Source organism: Heyndrickxia sporothermodurans, from assembly GCF_003055045.1.
GTDB lineage: Bacteria > Bacillota > Bacilli > Bacillales > Bacillaceae_C > Heyndrickxia > Heyndrickxia sporothermodurans.
This window is the reverse complement of record NZ_NAZB01000045.1, coordinates 13630-31661: the sequence shown is the minus strand read 5'-3', so window position 1 is coordinate 31661 and position 18032 is coordinate 13630. Positions and strand designations below refer to the sequence as shown.

Genomic DNA, 18032 nt, shown 5'->3' with positions numbered 1-18032 from the left:
TCATTTAGGTGTTTTTTGCATTTTATTGTAAAAATTCTGATATTATTGATATAAGAATAATCTTCGGAGGAACTCATGAAGAATAATGACGAAAAATTTTCAGATTTAAATTTCCCCTCAAAACTGGTTACTATACTATCTATCGGATTTTTAATTATTTTTGCATTAGTAGTTGTCATAGCTCTTTACTTTTTTGGGATAATAGGATTTTTCCGCTTACTTAATGTCCAATATGATTCAAATCAAGCACTTATTTCCTTTATCTTAAAATTCTTTTTCATTTGCCTAATAGCCGAGGTTTTTGCAAAGTTAATTATTCGTTTTATTATCAGTTATGTAAACAGTAATATAGTGAATTTCATTGTTTTAATGTTTTTCGATATATTAATTAGTTGGATTGTCCTCCATTATGTTGATGAATCGATGAGTAGTATTACTATTCCTACCTGGGTCGAGCTTATACTAGCTTTGTTTCTTGCTTGTGCTGAGTATAACTTTGACAAGAAAAAGGAATAAGATTTTTTCAACAATAAATCTTATTCCTCACCAATAGCCAACACTTATCTTTTTAATCAAACGTTTGATTAAAAATCTTTAAACCATTGACATATAAGTATTTCATTCGTTTTTTCTATGCGAAATTTGCCAGATTCATTTTTTTCTTTTCGCAACTTCTTCATATAGATCCATTAATGATATAACTCCTAGTTTTTGAACCTTTTCAATGTATTTACACCATAATTGAGCAGTAAGTATTGCATCCCCTAATGCATGATGACGGTTTTCCACCGGAATTCCTGCATAGTTGCACCACTCTTCCAATTTCACAATACGAATTGTCGGCTCAGCTATCTGAAGCAGAAAAGACGTATCAATCAATCTATGATTAAACGACGAACGATAAAGCTTCCAATTCACATGCTGGAGAAAGTTTTTCTCATGATATGAATGATGAGCAATGAGAGGATCATCTTTTACAAATTGATAAAACTGATAGATCACCTCCGATAAGGAAGGTGCAGTGGTCAAATCACTTTTCCTAATACCTGTTAATTGTTCGATTTCAGGAGGGATATCTTGATTCGTATAAATCAATGAGTAAAACTGCGTATCCTCAAAGATTTTTCCTTCTCTCACTTTGAGTGCGCCTAATGAAATTATTTGATCCCCTTGCTCTGGATAAAAACCAGTAGTCTCTATATCAAAAACAGTAAATTGTAATTGTTGTAACGGTAGAAACAACTTTTCGTCATTATTTATTTCCCTTTGGAGCTGGCGAACATATGCTAACTGCTGAGCATTTTGTCTGCCCTGCATCACTTCAATGATATTTAACCCTTTTTCCTTTATATAACGAATCATTGAATCAAAACCCATAATTCACCTATAGGCCTTTCGCTATCGTTTCAATGAACCGATGCAGTCTTTTACCGTGATGAAGAATTTCTTTTATCTCTTTTCTTTTCTCACGCTCGATATTTTTTACATTTATATAATTCATACTTTGACAAGAAGTTCGTTCATTAATAAGTGATAATCGATAGGCTAATAATTTTTTAAAATAGCGTTGGTAAATAGGGATATCCTTCTCATACCTCATCATTTTAGACAAAGCATTCATTCGTAATATGGTAGATGTTTCATACACCCCTTCTTTTATCGCTAAATAGCGAATGGCATTCACATAAGGAAGGTATGCCATAGATTTTAAATCGATTTCTCCTTGATGGATCCCTTTTGTTTCAACAAAAATTTGTCCAAATAGACCTACCGAATTTCTTACATGTCGTATATTTTCAAAAAAGCGTTCTAAAACATTTGGATTGCTAACTATTTTGTTAAGAAATTGCCTCTTTAAATCTTCAATAAATTCATCATTCCCCACAAGATTCCTTGAATCAAAGAATATCGTAGCATTTCGAATCGATTCCCAACTTCCCTGCTCTATCCATCCGTTGATTTGCTCTTCCCACTCCTTATGTGACCTACACCAAAGAATATTTGAGCTCATCACTTTTCCCTCACAATAAGAATAGCCTAATCGATATAATTCATCTGTCAGCTCCTTCCCTAGGTGACGAAAATAAAGCATATTTTTCTCATCATCATCCTCGAAAACGAGCCCATGGTCTTGATCACTAAAGATTCCCTGTTCTGACCTTCCGGCACTCCCCATGACAAACCAAGAAAACGAGCATGGAGGAGGACCTATTTGATTAATAGATAGTTGAAATGCTTTTTTCATCACTTGATCATGGAACAGATTTAGGGATCTATTATCAGAAAAATACTTGAATAAATAATTATTTTTCAAGCTTACTAATGATTGATGCTCATTCATGAGGAATTTCTATACCCTCCCTCCAACGGTACAACGACTATTTTTTGATCATTCAAACCTTCCCCATTTGCTTCAACTAATTTTTTCTTTTGCAATTAGCTCCGGATACCCATAAGTACCATGTTCACTTAAATCAAGACCAATAATTTCTTCCTCTTCTGTTACTCGAAGGCCGTTCATGAGCTTCTTCATCACATATAAAATAACAAAGGACACAATAAACGCATACAAACCTGATACCACAACTCCCGTCAACTGTACTCCAAGTTGGTGAAAGCCACCTCCATAAAACAGACCTGGTGAGCCTACCGTTGCAAGTTCTTTTGTTGCAAAAAATCCCGTTGATAACGTGCCCCAAACACCTGCTGTTCCATGTACAGATAAAGCATAAATTGGATCATCAATTTTCCTATTGTCAAAAAACCTCATGCTATAGAAGACCAAAATCCCAGCGATAAAACCAATGATTACCGCTGCCCAAGCAGATACAAATGCACACGATGCGGTAATTGCAACAAGTCCTGCTAAAGCTCCATTTAAAATCATTCCTATATCTGATTTACCTAGTACTAACCATGAGATAAGAAGAGCAGCAAACGCACCTGCGCCTGCAGCAAGATTCGTATTAAGGGCAACAAAACCGAAGAATCCATCAGCAACTGACAATGTACTACCGGCATTAAAGCCAAACCAACCTACCCATAAAATGAGGACTCCTAATGCTGTAAAGACTTGATTATGTCCATATATTGCGTTCACTGAACCATCTTTATTGTATTTACCTATTCGAGGCTTTAATAATATAGTTGCTGCTAACGCCGCCATCGCACCCGTCAAATGAACAACAGTTGAACCCGCGAAATCTTGTTTGCCGTGTTCGGCTAACCAACCGCCTCCCCAAATCCAATGTGCAACGACAGGATACACAATAACCGAAAATAATATTGAAAAAATAACATATGTGGAAAATTTAGCACGTTCAGCAAACCCGCCAAAAGCGATCGTTAAAGCGATTGTGGCAAATGCTAATTGAAAGAGAAAGAAGACCGATGAAGATAAATCTGTACCATCAATTTGGTAGCCAGAGTAGAAGAAATGAGAAAGTCCAACAAAGAAGTTTGCATGTTCGCCAAATATAAATGCATAACCTACAGCCCAAAACACAAGAGATCCAATCCCAAATGTTACGATTGTTTTTCCAGCAATATGTCCTGCATTTTTCATCCGTGTAGATCCACTTTCCAATAAAATAAATCCACCTTGCATAAGAATAACCAAAATCGCTCCCAGCATAACCCAAACAGTATTCATTACCATTTCCATACTTTCCCCTCCTATAATTGTCATATATAAATACATTTCATGTTATAAAATGTTACACGATATGTATTTGTTAATTATTTTAGAGGAAATTTCATCAAAGTCAAGATTTTTTTTTGACTTTTTCAAATTTAATGTCAGAAAATATGACATTATTTAAACATAAAAAAAGGGCCTAAGCCCCTAAATATTTTTCAAATAGTTTTTCCTTCGACATAACTAAGTAAGTTGGTCTTTGATTTTTGATTTTCTTCATCGATAATGTGGAATGGGAGATCAGAAAAATTGGTGTTTGCGTGAGTCGTTTAAAATGTATATAATATCTGTTTTCCGGATACATAAGCTCAAATCCCAGCTTCTTCACACCCTTGTTTAACATCGTTATTCCGATAATCCCCTTAATCTCCTCTTTCCTTTGATGGGATTCAATAAATTTTGCTAATAAAGGCATGGATTGTTCGACCATTTTATAAATCATTCTAGTACGCTGGACGGGATGGCTAATCGACATCACTTCTTTTAACACACGGACATTGTGTAAATGAATTTTCAACAAACAGTCATTTTTTTTAATTTCTGTTCCATCCGCTAATAAAAATGTTTTTCCTTTATATTTTGTTAGCTTTACCCGGAAAATTGCCTTTTTGTTTTGAATAAATCCAATATATTTTAACCTTCTAATCAAATGATAAAAGGGATCAATAAACATCCATAACGAAATAATCGAGAATCTTATAAACAAAACAATCTTATCCCCTTTCAGGTTTTCTCCCTTTCACTTTTAGGATAAACACTTTATTCAATTTTAACTCCATTTTTCACTATGGAAAATAACAGTATGAATATAATAAATGCGCCAAGACAACAATGTAAAAAAATGACCCCACTATACTTAAAGTAAGTGAGGATCTTTTTATTCATTGCTACGATAAGAAATAAGTTTATATTTTTCAACAAATCCAGCACTTGTATAAAGATTTATGGCTCTTGAATTTTTTTCACTTACACATAACTGTATTTCACTTATGCGAAATTTAGTAAATAATTGATATAATGCCGCCTTTATTAGTGTTCTTCCAATTCCTTTTTTCCTATGATTAGGTGAGACTCCGATAAATTCTATGCACCCTTCACCGAAAATAGGGTTTGCCTCAAAATACACATAACCTTGAATCAATCCTTTTTCTACAGCTACAATAACTTTTCTTACATTATTTAACCTTTTTACAATCCCTTTTCCATCATAATAAGAATGAGGAAATAATTCGTCATGTAATGTAATAAATTGGTTGTATTCCTCAGGAGGTAGGTCTAGCAGATGAATATCATTTATCGGTTTTTCCTGAGACTGATTGGCACTCAACAATAAATGAATGTTTCCTTTGATAAAATTGTGCTGTTGCATAAAAGTTCCGGCGTGATGGTTCTCGGTATTGTAAAAGCCATTAAAGCGATTGATTTGGATTGGCAATTCCTCCATTAGGTGCATCCATAACTCATTTGCTATCGAATTCCAATCGTTCCCCTTTATAAATGGACCCCAAATTTCGGCTTCCATGAACTCTTTATCAATATCTAAACCTAACAAACCTACTAATTCTTTATTATCATATGCAGCAATCAATGATTGCCGTATAGGCAAATCAGAAAAATGGTGTTGCAGTGTATATAAAATTTCTTCTGGATTGCTTCCACAATAACCAACATGTTGACATGGATCACCGTTACAATCTGCTATAAAAGACGCGGCTTCTGGCAAATCAACAATCGATTGAATCGTAATATTAGAATTCATATTGTCCTAGCAGTCCTTCTAATTTCAATGCAAGCCCGACACTTCCTTGAACCTTAATTTTCCCCATCATAAAGGCGGCAGTACTGTTCATTTTTCCTTGCAAAAATTTCTTAAAATCCGATACTTTCATTTGTAATGTACACGAAGGCTCTTCAAAATCTTCCCTTAATACGCGTACTGTTTCGTTAGAGAAAGCTAACTGAAATACACCGCCATCTTCCCCAGATAAATCAAATTGGTATACCACATTTAGATCCTTATAAGGTTGCGGATTATCCTTCATTAATTTCTCAATATCCATCCATATTTCTTCAACAGTCATATTCATTAAGTCCGTCATGATTCGTTCCCCCTATGATTTCGTGTATAATTTTCTTTTATTGTCTATGAGATGTAATGCCGTATCATTATCTTGTTCGCTATTCACTTTGATTTTTCCTCCAAACTGGTTGATATGGACTTTTTTATCGTTAACACACACGTAAGAAGGATCGCTATAATAATAAAAGAAAGACCACCAATAAGTCCTAAAGTACGTGGATAAATAAATTCTAATGCCACTCCCGCCAAAAACATTGAAATACCTAACAATGTATTAGAAATCGTTGCAATGATTCCAAATATCGTTCCTTGAAGTTTATCTGGGACTTCTCGCATAAGGACTGTATCAAAGCATGTATTTCCAATTCCCGACATAAAGGCAGTGCAACAAAAGAACAACAAAGCAAGCATGAAATAACTGGATTGACTTAACATGGCAAGTGATACCCCTTCTAACATTAAGCAAAGAAATCCAATTAACAGTAATTTGCTTTTTAAACGATTGGCGATCACAAAACTGAATACTAAACCTATCCCTAGCGCTCCATAAAATAAGCCAACCCCCATATCGCCAAGCTTAAAGATATTCACTGCATAAACGCTTATTAAAACATTATCAATCCCATTAATTAATGGGATTAAGCATTCCCCTAGCAAAATAATTTGAAGTGGAACGGATGCCAAAAGTACTTTTTTAAGCATGGATAAGTTTGCTGATTCTCCTTGAGACCGTTTTCCTCCCAATGCCTCAGGAAAAACTATTGACGAAATTAACCATGCCGCAATTAAAAAAGATGCCCCATTAAACATGAAACTTATATTCGGGCCAAATAAATAAGAAACCACCCCGCCCGAAAATGCACCACCGATTAATACGATACCAATCATTACCTGTTCCAACCCATTTACTTTAACAAGATGTTCTTTTTTAATAAGCCGTGGAATCGTCGCCTTACGAGTCGGAGCATAAATGGCCTCCCCTGCTGCTAATACAAATGAACCGATGTAAATAATCCAAATATCGTCCTTACTATTTACGAGCAGGAAGGATAAGGCAAAAATAACCCTAACAAGATCGGTGATAATTAATATTCTTTTTCTTGAAAATCGATCAGCAAGCCTTCCCCCTAACGGACCGAACGCTAAAAATGGCAATAATCTTAGTGCCATCGTCACTCCTACTGCAAAACCAGATCCTGTTAATTGAAGGAGCATTGTAAGCATTGCCACTTGACTAAATCGGTCACCAACCCCATTTACAATCCCAGCAACAAACAACTTTCGATACTGAGGTTCTGCTTTAAAAAGTGAAAAATTCATTCCATTAACCTACTTTATAATCTATCTAATTAAATATGCATCTAATTAGTTTTGCAAAAAAATATGGAACTACCTCCATATTTTTTATCTCAGCCACCATAAATCTTTTGGGTTCATTTCATATTGATTGTTCTCACGATACATGAACTGACACATAATTAATTCTCTTCTTAATGTGGCATAGTCTTCGTGGTATTTTTTTAGAAATTCATTTATCTCTTTTTCAGGATATATTTTTCCAAACTCTAACTCTTTTACGATATGCGCAAGAATGACAAGCTTTTTCTTACGTTGTGCCGGGATGTTCTTTAGTTTCCCATCTTTTGTGAAAAAATTATTGATGATACTTGCTCTTTCTTCTTCTGTTACGGACATTTCCATGTTTGCTCCCCCTTTACCTACTGATAAAATCGCCATTGCACTTCCTTGTAGTATTTTTTCATTCAGTGAAAAGTAGATCGTATTTTTATCTCTTCTCTCTCTTATGAGTCCTACTTCCCGGAGCTTTGCCATATGGTGTGTAATTGTAGGCGGCTTCAGCCCTAACTTACCAGCGATTGCTTGACCGTGTAGTGGACCTTGCTGTAACAAAGCGATAATTCTCACTCGTGTTAAGTCTCCCAACGCTTTATGGAATTCAACAATTTTATTCATTTGCATAAGAATCAACCTCGATTCGATGTATATCTAATTAGATATTAATTGAATTGCCCTTAAATTGCAATATTTTTTTACTAGCTGTTTTCATAAAGTATGTTGTTCGTGGGGATAAATACTGACCGTTCCTTTCCGCTGCAGGAGCTTGCTTTCCGCGGGGAGGAAGTCAAGCCTGTCTAGTTCCGACGGCTATCGACTAGCGAACTTCCGGTCACCTCCCTACGATAAGTCATCATCGATTCACCCTTTGGGTTCATCGTGATTCCTTTATCTCAGTCGCTGCCCTTCAGTTCGTACGTCGATAAGCAAGCCGCCTCTACTTTTCTAACTCCTCGGCGCTCCTGCGCCTGTGGGGTCTCGACTTTTCCTCTATGTCCCGCAGGAGTCAAGCTCCTTCTGCTCCAATCCACTCTGCGTTTAAAATATTATTTAGTGTTCAAAGTAAAACAACTCTCTTTTGGAAAAAAGAAAAATCCGCACTACCTTATTAGGCAATACGGATTTTTTATTTATATTAAATGCGGGGGGCGCATTGAATATCGGGATTAAATTCCTTGTTTTCCATCAAAGTATTCTTCTAATGTGATGCCTTTTTTGTAAATCTCAGTTGCTATTTCTTTTCCAACATAGCGAAAGTGCCATGGTTCAAATTGATATTTGGTGATATCCTCTTTCCCTTTCGGATAACGAAGAATAAAACCAAATTCATGTGCATGTTCAGCTAACCATTTTCCTTCATTTTTGGACTCAAAGTTTTGTGTCAATGTATAGTTGACACTTGGTGCTGAAATATCCATCGTTAATCCTGTTTGATGTTCGCTCGTACCTGGCTTTGCAACGGCGAGCTCGGCTTTTTCGCGACCGACGTTTTTAATTTCCTGTTTAAACAAATAATCCTGTGTTTCATAAGAACGAAAACCAGAAGCAGCATATAACTGAATTCCTTGTGAAGATGCTTGATTAAACATTTTTTCAAGTGAAGCTGCAGCTTCTGCTCGCATCAATGCCTTATCTAATTTCTGATTGCCAAAGACATACTTCACCTTTGGTCGCACTAAATCGTTTGGACGATAACCGTCTGGCAATGCATTTGATTTGTTTACCATAACTGTTATCGCTGTTGGGTTAACGACTACAGGAACACCTTCACTATTTTTTGTTTGATTATCTGTTTTGTCGTTTTTCTTTGCTGTATCGTTATTATTCGATTGATTATTTTTATCTTGTTCACCTTGTTCAGACCGATCATCAACTAAAGTGTTTTTATTTTTGGAAACTTCGTCATCCCTTTTCTTTATATTATCTGGAGACTTTCCCATCTCGCTACATCCAGCTAAGAGCAAAGTTACAATCAATGATGTAAGAGCCACTTTTTTCATTTTAGTACTCCTTTGATTTACTACTATTATTGACGATTGCAGTCCCTAAAGGTTTCAAGTTTTCTCTCGCTTTTTTAATTTTTTTTTTTTAAATGAGTTAAGCATATTTTCTGCATGATCCCTACTCAATTCATTAAAAAAGGCAATGAACCAATATATTGAGATTCCGGTCTAAAAATCACATTTCTTTCCGCTTGTTCTAACACATGCGCACTCCAACCAACCACTCTGCTTGCAGTGAAAGTTGGTGTAAATAAATCATCTTCCATATTAATCGCCCTCATAACCGCAGCGGCAAAGAACTCTACATTTGTATATAGTTTTCGGCCGGGTTTATATTCTTCAAGAAGTTGAATTGCGGTTTCTTCTACATGCAACGCTAAGGCTAACCATGGATCATCTTGACCAATTTCTAACGCTTTTTCCTTTAAAGCAAGTGCGCGGGGATCCTTTGTTTTATAAACTCTATGACCAAATCCCATTAGTCTTTCGCCATTTTCTAGTTTGGCTCGTAACCAAGATTCCGCATTTTCTTTCGTTCCAATTTCGTTCAACATTATCGTCACATCTGAAGGTGCGCCGCCGTGCAGTGGACCTTTCATTGTTCCGATCGCAGAGGTGATTGCGGAAATCATATCCGATTTGGTTGACACTGTTACCCTCGCAGAAAAGGTCGATGCGTTCATCCCATGCTCCATTGTTAAGATCATATATGTTTCGAGTGCTTTCACATGTACATCCAACGGTTTTTTTCCGGTTAACATATATAAATAGTTCTCCACATGTCCATAGTCCTCGTTAGGAGCAACTGGCTGTAATCCAGATATTTTCCTTTTCCAATAAGCGATAATTGTTGGGATGATTGCTGTTAAACGGATCGCTTCATCAATTGTCGGTTTCCATTTATATTGTGAATTTCCTAAACTTGATACAACCGTTCTGATCACGCTCATTAATTCCATATCATTTGGCAATAGCTGCATGATCTTTTCGATATTTTGAGGAAGAGTTCGATTATTTTTCAGCTTTTGGTTAAGAGAAGCTAGTTCTTCTTTTGTTGGGAAGGTCCCGTGCCACAAGAAATAAGCAGCTTCTTCAAATGAATAATTTAAAGCGATTTCCTTCGCTTCTTTTCCCCTATAAACTAAATAGCCTTTATTTCCATCAATAAAGCTAATTGCCGTTTCTGCTGCAATAACTCCTTTTAATCCGTGTTGAATCATATCGAACCATCCTCTCGCATTTGATACTTTAAGTATAGTTGCTTTCATTGATTAATAAAATTAAACAATTATAATTAAATTAATTAAATTTTATAATCAGGGGATAAAAAAATGGATTTTAAATGGCTACATACCTTTACAGCTGCGGCAAAACATGAAAATTTCCGAAAAGCAGCGGAGGAGCTTTATATCTCGCAGCCAACGGTAACGGTTCAAATTAAACTACTTGAAGAAGTGATTGGGAGTCCTTTATTTGAAAGGGATGGCAGGAAGGTGATCTTAACCGAGGCAGGAAAAAGATTTTTACCCATTGCCAAGAATATGCTTGAAGTGTACGAAAATGGAATGGCCGACTTAGATCGCTTTCGTCAAGGATATTCACAAAAGCTTACATTAGCCATGTCACCATTAATAGCAGAATCTATCATGCCGTATGTATTAAAACAATTTATGCTCATTCATCCAGAAATTGAGATTTCCGTCCAAGTTCTCGATTCCATGAATATATCTGAAGCCGTTCTGACGGGGGAAGTGGATTTAGGACTTTCACGCTTACATTTCAATAATTCCGATCTCATATGCCGACCACTTTACGAAGATCCAGTCATTCTTGTAGTTCCACATGACGGAAGGGATAGCGAAACTGCTCCACCGCTTGATGCAGAGGAGCTTCTAAGGAATCATCATTTAATCACTCATAATCATCCGGAATACTGGGATGGTCTGCTACAATCGCTGCGTCCACAATTTCCGATGCTAAAAACAATGGCCGTCTCCCAGGTTCATGTTACGAGGCGATTCATTATTGAGGGACTCGGTATATCGTTTCTTCCGTCCTCTACTGTTAGACGCGAATTATTAGAAGGCAGATTACTAGAAGCACCTTGTCATTTTTTGAAGCTGCCAATTGCGAAAACATATGCGATATTAAAATATGAGCATCCAAAGGAAAGGCAATTTTTAAACTTTTTATCAAAGTTTCGATTTTAAAAGCGGGAAAGATTATTTTCCCGTTTCCTTTTGATATATGCGGTTAAATTTCTCTTTTGTCATCGCAACGAGAAAGTCATCTTTAGTCGTATATACCTTATCGAACCCGAAACGCAGCACCGTGTTTTGTCCTTCTATATTATCAATGGCAAGAGAATCTCTCATTATTTCCCCATTCCATTTATTAAAATAGTAATTTAAAAGTAGTTTAGCTGCTTCGGACCCATAGCCTTTTCCTCGTTCAGCATAAGCAATTTTGATATTAAATTCGGCTGCTTTTGTTATTTTATCGTATTGATGGAAGCTAACCTCACCTACTGGCTTGTTCAATTCATTATATACAAGGCAGTATAGATGCTTTCCATTACTCGGATTTACCATAATTTCATACCAACGCTTTTTTTCTTCTTCCGAAAAAGTGATTGGCCCCCCGCTTGATTTCATCGTTTCCTCATCCGACCATAACCACTGAACAAACGCTAATTCTTCAAAACTCGGTTTTTTTAATTCTACAGTTTTTCCTTTTAAGGTGAATTGGCTCATAAATGATCCCCCACAATGATAAAAAGATTTCGTATCTATTATTTTATTATACAAGATTTTCTGAATAATTACTCTAATTTTGTTATCGCTTACATCCTTGATTTTAATTGATAAAAAAATTGACTAACTCTCCAAAACCATTATACGGTTTTTTGAGTTAGCCTTATTGGAATAAAAATTGTAAATACTGTTCCCTTTCCTTCTTCACTTTCTACAAAAATTGTCCCTTCATGCATGTCAATAATCTTTTTAACGATGGATAACCCTAACCCGCTGCCACCTTTTGAACGCTCTCTCGCTTTATCCGCTTTATAAAACCGTTCAAACACATGGATTTGGTCTTCTTTTGAAATCCCGATTCCATTATCAATTATTTTTACGACGGCTTTATCATCTACTTGTCTCAGTTGAACTCGGATTTTCCCTTGATTCGGTGTGAATTTAATACTATTATGAATCAAATTCGTCCAGACCTGACTCATTAAGTCTTCATCACCGACAATGCTTAACTTATCAAGAGATACGTCCATGTCCAATTCTTTTTCCATCCATTGCACTTCACAAGCTAGAATAATATTTCTTATTTGTGTATCCAGATAATAGCTTTTTCGCTCAAACGGATGATTTGTTGACTCAAGAGAAGTTAGTTTTAATAAATTATCACTTAATTTTGATAATCGAATGCTTTCCGTTTCAATAATATTCAAATAATGGGAACGTTCCTCCTGACTTAACTGGTCATGCTGCAATGCTCGCGCAAAGCCACTGATAGATGTAAGTGGCGATTGAATTTCATGCGATACATTTGAAATAAATTCCTGACGCATATCCTCCATTTGCTTTAACTGTTTTGCCATATGATTAATGTGATCAACCACCTGTCCAAATGGATGTTCCTTATCTATTTTTAAATTTAAATGTACTGTGAAATCACCTTTAGAAATTTTTCTTAAAGCATCGATTACTTCTTGAATATAATTTCTTCGATGTTTTGATTGTGCCAACAACGAAAAAAGATAACCCACTCCACCCATAATTAAGAAACCGAAAGCTAATGCAATCAAATGGCGAAGGTAATCGGATAGATGAAAATCGAACGTTTTATATACAGACCGTTCAACGAAGTAACCTGCTGAAAAGCTAGCGGATAAAAGAATTAAAAAAAAGAGAACTCCTAACATGTGTCGAAAAAACTTTTTTATCTTCATGTTCTAACCTCGAGTCGATATCCCAATCCTCTAATCGTTTTAATGCAAAATGGAAACTCAATTTCAGAAAACCGTTCTCTTAGCCTCTTAATATGAACATCAACTGTTCTCTCGTCCCCTTCATAATCATATCCCCATATGTCCTCAATTAGCTGCTCTCTGGAAAAGGTTTTCCCCGGATAGCTGGCCAATTTAAATAAAAGCTCAAATTCCTTTAACGGGATTGTAAACTCATTTTCCTTAAAAGATATTTCATGTGTCTTTCGATTTAGCTTAAATTCACCCATTTCTACCGTTTGAGAAACGGTAATATTGTACCTTTTTAGTAATGCTTTCACTCTTGCCGCGAGTTCAATCGGTTCAAATGGTTTCACAAGGTAATCATCCGCTCCAAGTTCAAATCCTTTTACCTTTTGTGCTGTCTCTCCCTTAGCTGTTAACATGAGAATCGGCAGGTCACTGGATTCTCTTATCTCTTGACATAATTGCCATCCATCCATATTCGGCATCATAATATCAATAATAGCAAGATCAATTTTCACTTTTTCCATTACGTCCAAAGCCTTTATCCCATCCGATGCTTCGTACAGCTCAAATCCCTCCTTTTTTAAAAAAAGGAGGACGAGTTCACGAATATGGGAGTCATCATCAACAATTAATACCTTTGTCATACATCCTCATACCTTTCTCTATCCAACTGTTTCTGTCATTCTTAATTGTTGCTCTGCAAATTCACGATATAGTGAGTGAGATTGTATAAGTTCCGCATGTGTCCCACTTCCGGTGATTTTACCTTTTTCGAAAAAGAGAATGTGATCGGCATCAATAACCGTTGATAAACGATGAGCAATCACTAGGGTTGTTCTCCCTTTCATAAGGTTTTGTAATGCTTGTTGGACCACCAGTTCTGATTTACTATCAAGGCTTGACGTTGCTTCATCTAGCATTAATATTTTTGGGTCCCTTAAAAAGGCACGTGCAATAGCAATCCTTTGACGTTGTCCACCCGAGAGCTTTACACCTCTTTCACCAACTTCAGTATCGAATCCTTGCGGCAAATCTTGTATAAATTGATCCGCATACGCCATTTTAGCTACACGAATAAATTCTTCTTCTGTTACCTCTTTTTCTAAACCGTAGCGGATATTATCACGTATCGATCCGGCAATGATTGGACTTTCCTGAGATACATAGCCAATTTGACTTCGCCAAGATTGAAGAGAAAAGTGATCAATTGGTACACCGCCTAGGCTAACAGATCCCAGTTGCGGTTGATAAAATTGTTCCAATAATGAGAACAATGTAGTTTTCCCACTGCCACTCGGACCGACAATTGCGGTAACTTTTCCTGGCTCAACTGAAAAACTAATATCTTGAAGAACCGATTCCCCTTCCTTATAGGCAAAAGTTAAATGATCCACAATAATTTGTTGGTTCATATTTGGAACGTCTTCCTTCATTTCATTACTTTCTTCATCGGAATCTAAAATCGTTATAATTCGTTCTGTGGCACCCGTTGCTTTTTGAAATTGGGTAAAAAATGCTGTTAATTGTCCCATTGGCATAACGATTTGAAATAAGTACATAATAAATGCCACTAAATCGCCTGCAGTTAAGGCACCTGACGAAACTCGCATCCCACCATAGCCAAGAATAACTACAAGCAGCAACATAATAACTAAACCGATAAGTGGTCCAATTAACGCCTGGATCTTTGCCTCTTTTAATCCATATTTAAATAATTGGGTAATTCCTTTTTTTCCATTGTTGTATTCGATTTTTTCTGCATTAGATGCTTTTACTAATCGTACTTCCGACAACACTTGTTGTATCACGGACGTAAAGCTGGCAGTTTCATCCTGCATTCCTTTGGAAACGATGTGCATTCTTTTCCCTAAGGGAAAGAGGATAACAAATGCTAAAGGAATGGCAATAAACATAACTAATGTCATACGCCAATCCAAAAGGAGCAAAACGATAACCGAACCAACTATTGAGATAATTCCCGTGAGAAAATTAGCCAGATGGTCAGTAATTAATCCCTTAACAACTGCGGTATCATTCGTCATCCTACTTACCGTTTCCCCTGTTTGATGATCATCATAATAAGAAATAGGTAATACGAGTAGCTTCTTCCATAATCGATCCCTTATCCCCGCTACGACGGATTGACCAATCTGATTTAGCATATAGATTGAAAGACCGCTTGCCAGCGCCTGCACGATCATAGCCGATGCTAATAAAATGATTTTGCTTGTGCTCAATGAACTTAGAGAAAAATCATTAATTAAGTTTTTTGTAAATAGCGGGACAAGTAAGCCTACTAAAGTGGTACTTATACTTAAAAATAAAGCAATACAAAGAAGCAGTTTTGAAGGCTTTGTTTCCCGTACCAATTGAACAAACTGACGCCATCCTTTATGTTTGGTTTTTCCCTCCATATATGTTTTACATCCTTTCATGTTTATGGTCTATTATTACTATACAACGAGTTTATGAACTGAATATGAATAATGTTTATGTGATTAGTATTTACATAAATATGAAAAGCATAGAAAATAAGATAGACTATGTAAACTGGGGAGAGATTTTGTTAGAAGCAATTTTACACGGAATTTTATTAGCATTTGGCCTAATCCTGCCTTTAGGAGTTCAAAATGTATTTGTTTTTAATCAAGGTGCCAGTCAGCCTACATTCCTCCGCGCCCTGCCTGTGGTAATTACCGCCTCCATTTGCGATTTAATTTTGATTACGTTAGCTGTTTTAGGGGTATCAGTGATTGTTCTCACCTTTGCATGGTTAAAAATGATTATCTTTATTATCGGATTTCTATTTTTACTTTACATGGGATGGATTATCTGGAAAAGCGAAGGAGATACAAATCGTGATCAAAAGCTTCATCTTACACTAAAACAACAAATTACCTATGCAGCATCTGTTTCGTTGCTTAATCCTCATGCCATCTTGGATACCATCGGGGTCATCGGAACAAATTCGCTGAGCTATAACGGCAATGAAAAATGGGGGTTTACGGTAGCATGTATACTCGTTTCATGTACTTGGTTTACCGGGCTCGCAATTACAGGTCGCTTATTAAGAAAAATAGATACAACCGGAAAATTTTTAACCATCATCAATAAGATATCTGCCATTATCATTTGGGGAGTTGCCATTTATATGGGATATCAGCTTCTATAGGACAAAAAGACCAGATCAGCATGATCTGGTCTTTGGTCTCTTTCAAACTTAAGGATTAGATTGTTGATCTGTTGTATTGGTTTCTTCATTTGACGTACCATTTAAAAAGTCATCAATGGCTTGTCTATTCTTTTCTAGATCGATTTCTAATACTGAACCTGCATAGTCAGAATAGCCATTTGTATATGAATTTTTAACTGGAACAGTTAAAGTTTTAATATTCTTCGGTTTATTTAATAATACTTTCGTAACTAACGCTATACTATCCTTTGTTCCCATATTGGTTTGAATATACGGTTGAACTGTTCCAAAAAGCTTAGGAGCTTTAGTAATTCCGTTCACACTAATTACTTCATTCTTTAACGCGTTAATCACTTTTTGTTGTCGTGCAACACGGCCAAAATCACCTTCAGCGTCATGTCTAAATCGTGCATAGCCAAGTAGCTCTTTTCCATTTAACTTTTGAACCCCTGGTTCTAATGTCACGCCAATATTCTTGGACATTCTTTTCTCAACATCGATTTCGATACCGTTTGGTGCAAGGGTATCAACTACTTTTTCAAATCCTTTAAAATCGACCATGACATAATATTGCACATCAAGGCCAAAATTTTGCTGAATCGTTTTGCGAAGTAGTTCAGGACCTTCTAAGAAAAATGCTGTATTGATTTTCCACTTTTTATAGCCAGGAACATCTACAAACATGTCTCGCATTAATGAAATAATTTTCACATCATCACTTTTAGGATCATATTGGGCAACCATAATCGTGTCAGTATGTGATTTTGTTTCATTTTTCCGTTTATCAATACCTAATAATAGAAAGTTGGTTCTTCCGTATTTATCCTTTTTTCCATTAAACTCTATATTCTCTTGTTTATCTATTCCTTTTCCCGCTTGATCCATTCCTTGTTTGTATTGGGAATAGGCAAACCCTGCAATCCCTATAATTAATATGATAATGATGAAAAGAGCAACTCTTCCTTTACGGACTTTTCTTCTTTTTTTCTTATTTAATCTTGAGCTCATATAATCCCTCAATTTTCTTTAATTTAAATTGTGGTATTCCCAACTGTTATATTATCTTCGAAAAATGAAAATTTGTCATCTATAAAAATAAAATTTGATAAAATTGGATGAAATGTGTCGAAAAAAAGGAAATCACTAGATTTCCTAAAATTTTTTTGAAATTAAGTCCCTAAAAAATATCTGCTTTGTCTAGCGCAAGCAGCCTATCGACTAGAAAACTTCAGTACGTTTCCCTACGATAAGTCAAAGTCCCTCCAGTTTTTACGTCGATGAGCCAGGCGCTTGCGCTTTTCTTATTAGCATGCTATATATAAGACCATTTATTCCTCTAATTATGTTATCGGCGTTGTCTAAAATATTTTGAAAAACATTAAAAGAGGTGGTATCGTGTACCACCTCTTTTGGATAAGTCATTTATTTAATTTTGTATGTTAACAAAGCCTAAATAACACTATTTTTAACAGATGGATTATCACTTACATCCGGATCGACAATCGCTGTAATAGGAAGCGTTGTCGGAGATAAATCACCGTTTAATTCACCGAATGCTTGGTTTCGTTTATAGGCTGTAAATTGATCAATTGATTGAACAGGACCAGCATTTATAACAGAGGAGTTATCGACTGAATTAATTTTAAATCCGAGGAGATTAACAACCATTGGTGTGAAAAAAAACATACATGTCACTCCTTAAATTGCGAAATCAA

General features: G+C 35.9%; 19 protein-coding genes. 3 read left to right on the top strand and 16 right to left on the bottom strand.

What is annotated here, in order from left to right:
- Positions 1–75 precede the first annotated feature (75 nt).
- Complete coding sequence (locus B5V89_RS15870; RefSeq protein ID WP_066232188.1) at positions 76–516, top strand: YrvL family regulatory protein; 441 nt, start codon at positions 76–78, stop codon at positions 514–516.
- A gap of 135 nt (positions 517–651) precedes the next feature.
- Here B5V89_RS15870 and B5V89_RS15865 read toward each other — a convergent pair whose 3' ends face one another.
- The 10 genes from B5V89_RS15865 to B5V89_RS15820 form a co-directional block, all read right to left on the bottom strand.
- Positions 652–1362 (bottom strand): exonuclease domain-containing protein, encoded by a 711-nt coding sequence (locus B5V89_RS15865; protein WP_235993124.1) that lies wholly within the window; start codon positions 1360–1362, stop codon positions 652–654.
- A 22-nt stretch (positions 1363–1384) separates the two neighbouring features.
- Complete coding sequence (locus B5V89_RS15860; protein ID WP_066232193.1) at positions 1385–2341, bottom strand: DUF294 nucleotidyltransferase-like domain-containing protein; 957 nt, start codon at positions 2339–2341, stop codon at positions 1385–1387.
- Positions 2342–2413: 72 nt separating this feature from the next.
- Positions 2414–3664, bottom strand: coding sequence for an ammonium transporter (locus B5V89_RS15855; RefSeq protein ID WP_066232196.1), 1251 nt, complete (start codon positions 3662–3664; stop codon positions 2414–2416).
- Positions 3665–3836: 172 nt separating this feature from the next.
- Positions 3837–4403: a YkoP family protein gene (locus B5V89_RS15850; RefSeq protein ID WP_244913519.1), complete on the bottom strand. Its 567-nt coding sequence runs from the start codon at positions 4401–4403 to the stop codon at positions 3837–3839.
- Positions 4404–4574: 171 nt separating this feature from the next.
- Positions 4575–5456, bottom strand: coding sequence for a GNAT family N-acetyltransferase (locus tag B5V89_RS15845; RefSeq protein ID WP_108072922.1), 882 nt, complete (start codon positions 5454–5456; stop codon positions 4575–4577).
- Positions 5446–5796, bottom strand: coding sequence for an SCP2 sterol-binding domain-containing protein (locus tag B5V89_RS15840; RefSeq protein WP_108072920.1), 351 nt, complete (start codon positions 5794–5796; stop codon positions 5446–5448). Before B5V89_RS15840 ends, B5V89_RS15845 begins: the two co-directional genes overlap by 11 nt.
- A gap of 83 nt (positions 5797–5879) precedes the next feature.
- Entirely contained in the window at positions 5880–7097 is a 1218-nt protein-coding gene (locus tag B5V89_RS15835; RefSeq protein ID WP_108072917.1) for an MFS transporter, read from the bottom strand.
- Between the two features lie 84 nt (positions 7098–7181).
- The gene (locus B5V89_RS15830; RefSeq protein WP_108072915.1) at positions 7182–7757 is read right to left on the bottom strand and encodes a DUF2087 domain-containing protein; all 576 of its coding nucleotides are present in this window, start codon (positions 7755–7757) and stop codon (positions 7182–7184) included.
- A 542-nt stretch (positions 7758–8299) separates the two neighbouring features.
- The gene (locus B5V89_RS15825; RefSeq protein WP_108072914.1) at positions 8300–9133 is read right to left on the bottom strand and encodes a M15 family metallopeptidase; all 834 of its coding nucleotides are present in this window, start codon (positions 9131–9133) and stop codon (positions 8300–8302) included.
- Positions 9134–9258: 125 nt separating this feature from the next.
- The gene (locus B5V89_RS15820; protein ID WP_108072912.1) at positions 9259–10356 is read right to left on the bottom strand and encodes a citrate synthase/methylcitrate synthase; all 1098 of its coding nucleotides are present in this window, start codon (positions 10354–10356) and stop codon (positions 9259–9261) included.
- A gap of 111 nt (positions 10357–10467) precedes the next feature.
- On the opposite strand from B5V89_RS15820, the gene B5V89_RS15815 reads away from it, so the two are divergent.
- Positions 10468–11346, top strand: coding sequence for a LysR family transcriptional regulator (locus B5V89_RS15815; RefSeq protein WP_108072910.1), 879 nt, complete (start codon positions 10468–10470; stop codon positions 11344–11346).
- A 12-nt stretch (positions 11347–11358) separates the two neighbouring features.
- Here the strand turns inward: B5V89_RS15815 and B5V89_RS15810 are convergent, their stop codons facing one another.
- The 4 genes from B5V89_RS15810 to B5V89_RS15795 form a co-directional block, all read right to left on the bottom strand.
- Complete coding sequence (locus tag B5V89_RS15810) at positions 11359–11889, bottom strand: GNAT family N-acetyltransferase (protein WP_108072908.1); 531 nt, start codon at positions 11887–11889, stop codon at positions 11359–11361.
- 140 nt (positions 11890–12029) lie between these two features.
- Positions 12030–13097: a sensor histidine kinase gene (locus tag B5V89_RS15805; RefSeq protein WP_108072906.1), complete on the bottom strand. Its 1068-nt coding sequence runs from the start codon at positions 13095–13097 to the stop codon at positions 12030–12032.
- Positions 13094–13768: a response regulator transcription factor gene (locus B5V89_RS15800; protein ID WP_108072904.1), complete on the bottom strand. Its 675-nt coding sequence runs from the start codon at positions 13766–13768 to the stop codon at positions 13094–13096. Before B5V89_RS15800 ends, B5V89_RS15805 begins: the two co-directional genes overlap by 4 nt.
- An 18-nt stretch (positions 13769–13786) precedes the next feature.
- The gene (locus B5V89_RS15795) at positions 13787–15538 is read right to left on the bottom strand and encodes an ABC transporter ATP-binding protein (RefSeq protein ID WP_244913518.1); all 1752 of its coding nucleotides are present in this window, start codon (positions 15536–15538) and stop codon (positions 13787–13789) included.
- A 149-nt stretch (positions 15539–15687) separates the two neighbouring features.
- Between B5V89_RS15795 and B5V89_RS15790 the strand changes: the two genes are divergently transcribed.
- Positions 15688–16296, top strand: coding sequence for a LysE/ArgO family amino acid transporter (locus B5V89_RS15790; RefSeq protein ID WP_108072900.1), 609 nt, complete (start codon positions 15688–15690; stop codon positions 16294–16296).
- A gap of 48 nt (positions 16297–16344) precedes the next feature.
- Here the strand turns inward: B5V89_RS15790 and B5V89_RS15785 are convergent, their stop codons facing one another.
- Positions 16345–17325, bottom strand: a complete 981-nt coding sequence (locus tag B5V89_RS15785; RefSeq protein WP_108072898.1) for an LCP family protein — start codon at positions 17323–17325, stop codon at positions 16345–16347.
- Between the two features lie 441 nt (positions 17326–17766).
- Positions 17767–18003 carry a spore germination protein gene (locus B5V89_RS15780; protein WP_108072896.1) on the bottom strand — a complete coding sequence of 79 codons (237 nt, stop codon included), beginning with the start codon at positions 18001–18003 and terminating at the stop codon, positions 17767–17769.
- Positions 18004–18032: the final 29 nt, after the last annotated feature.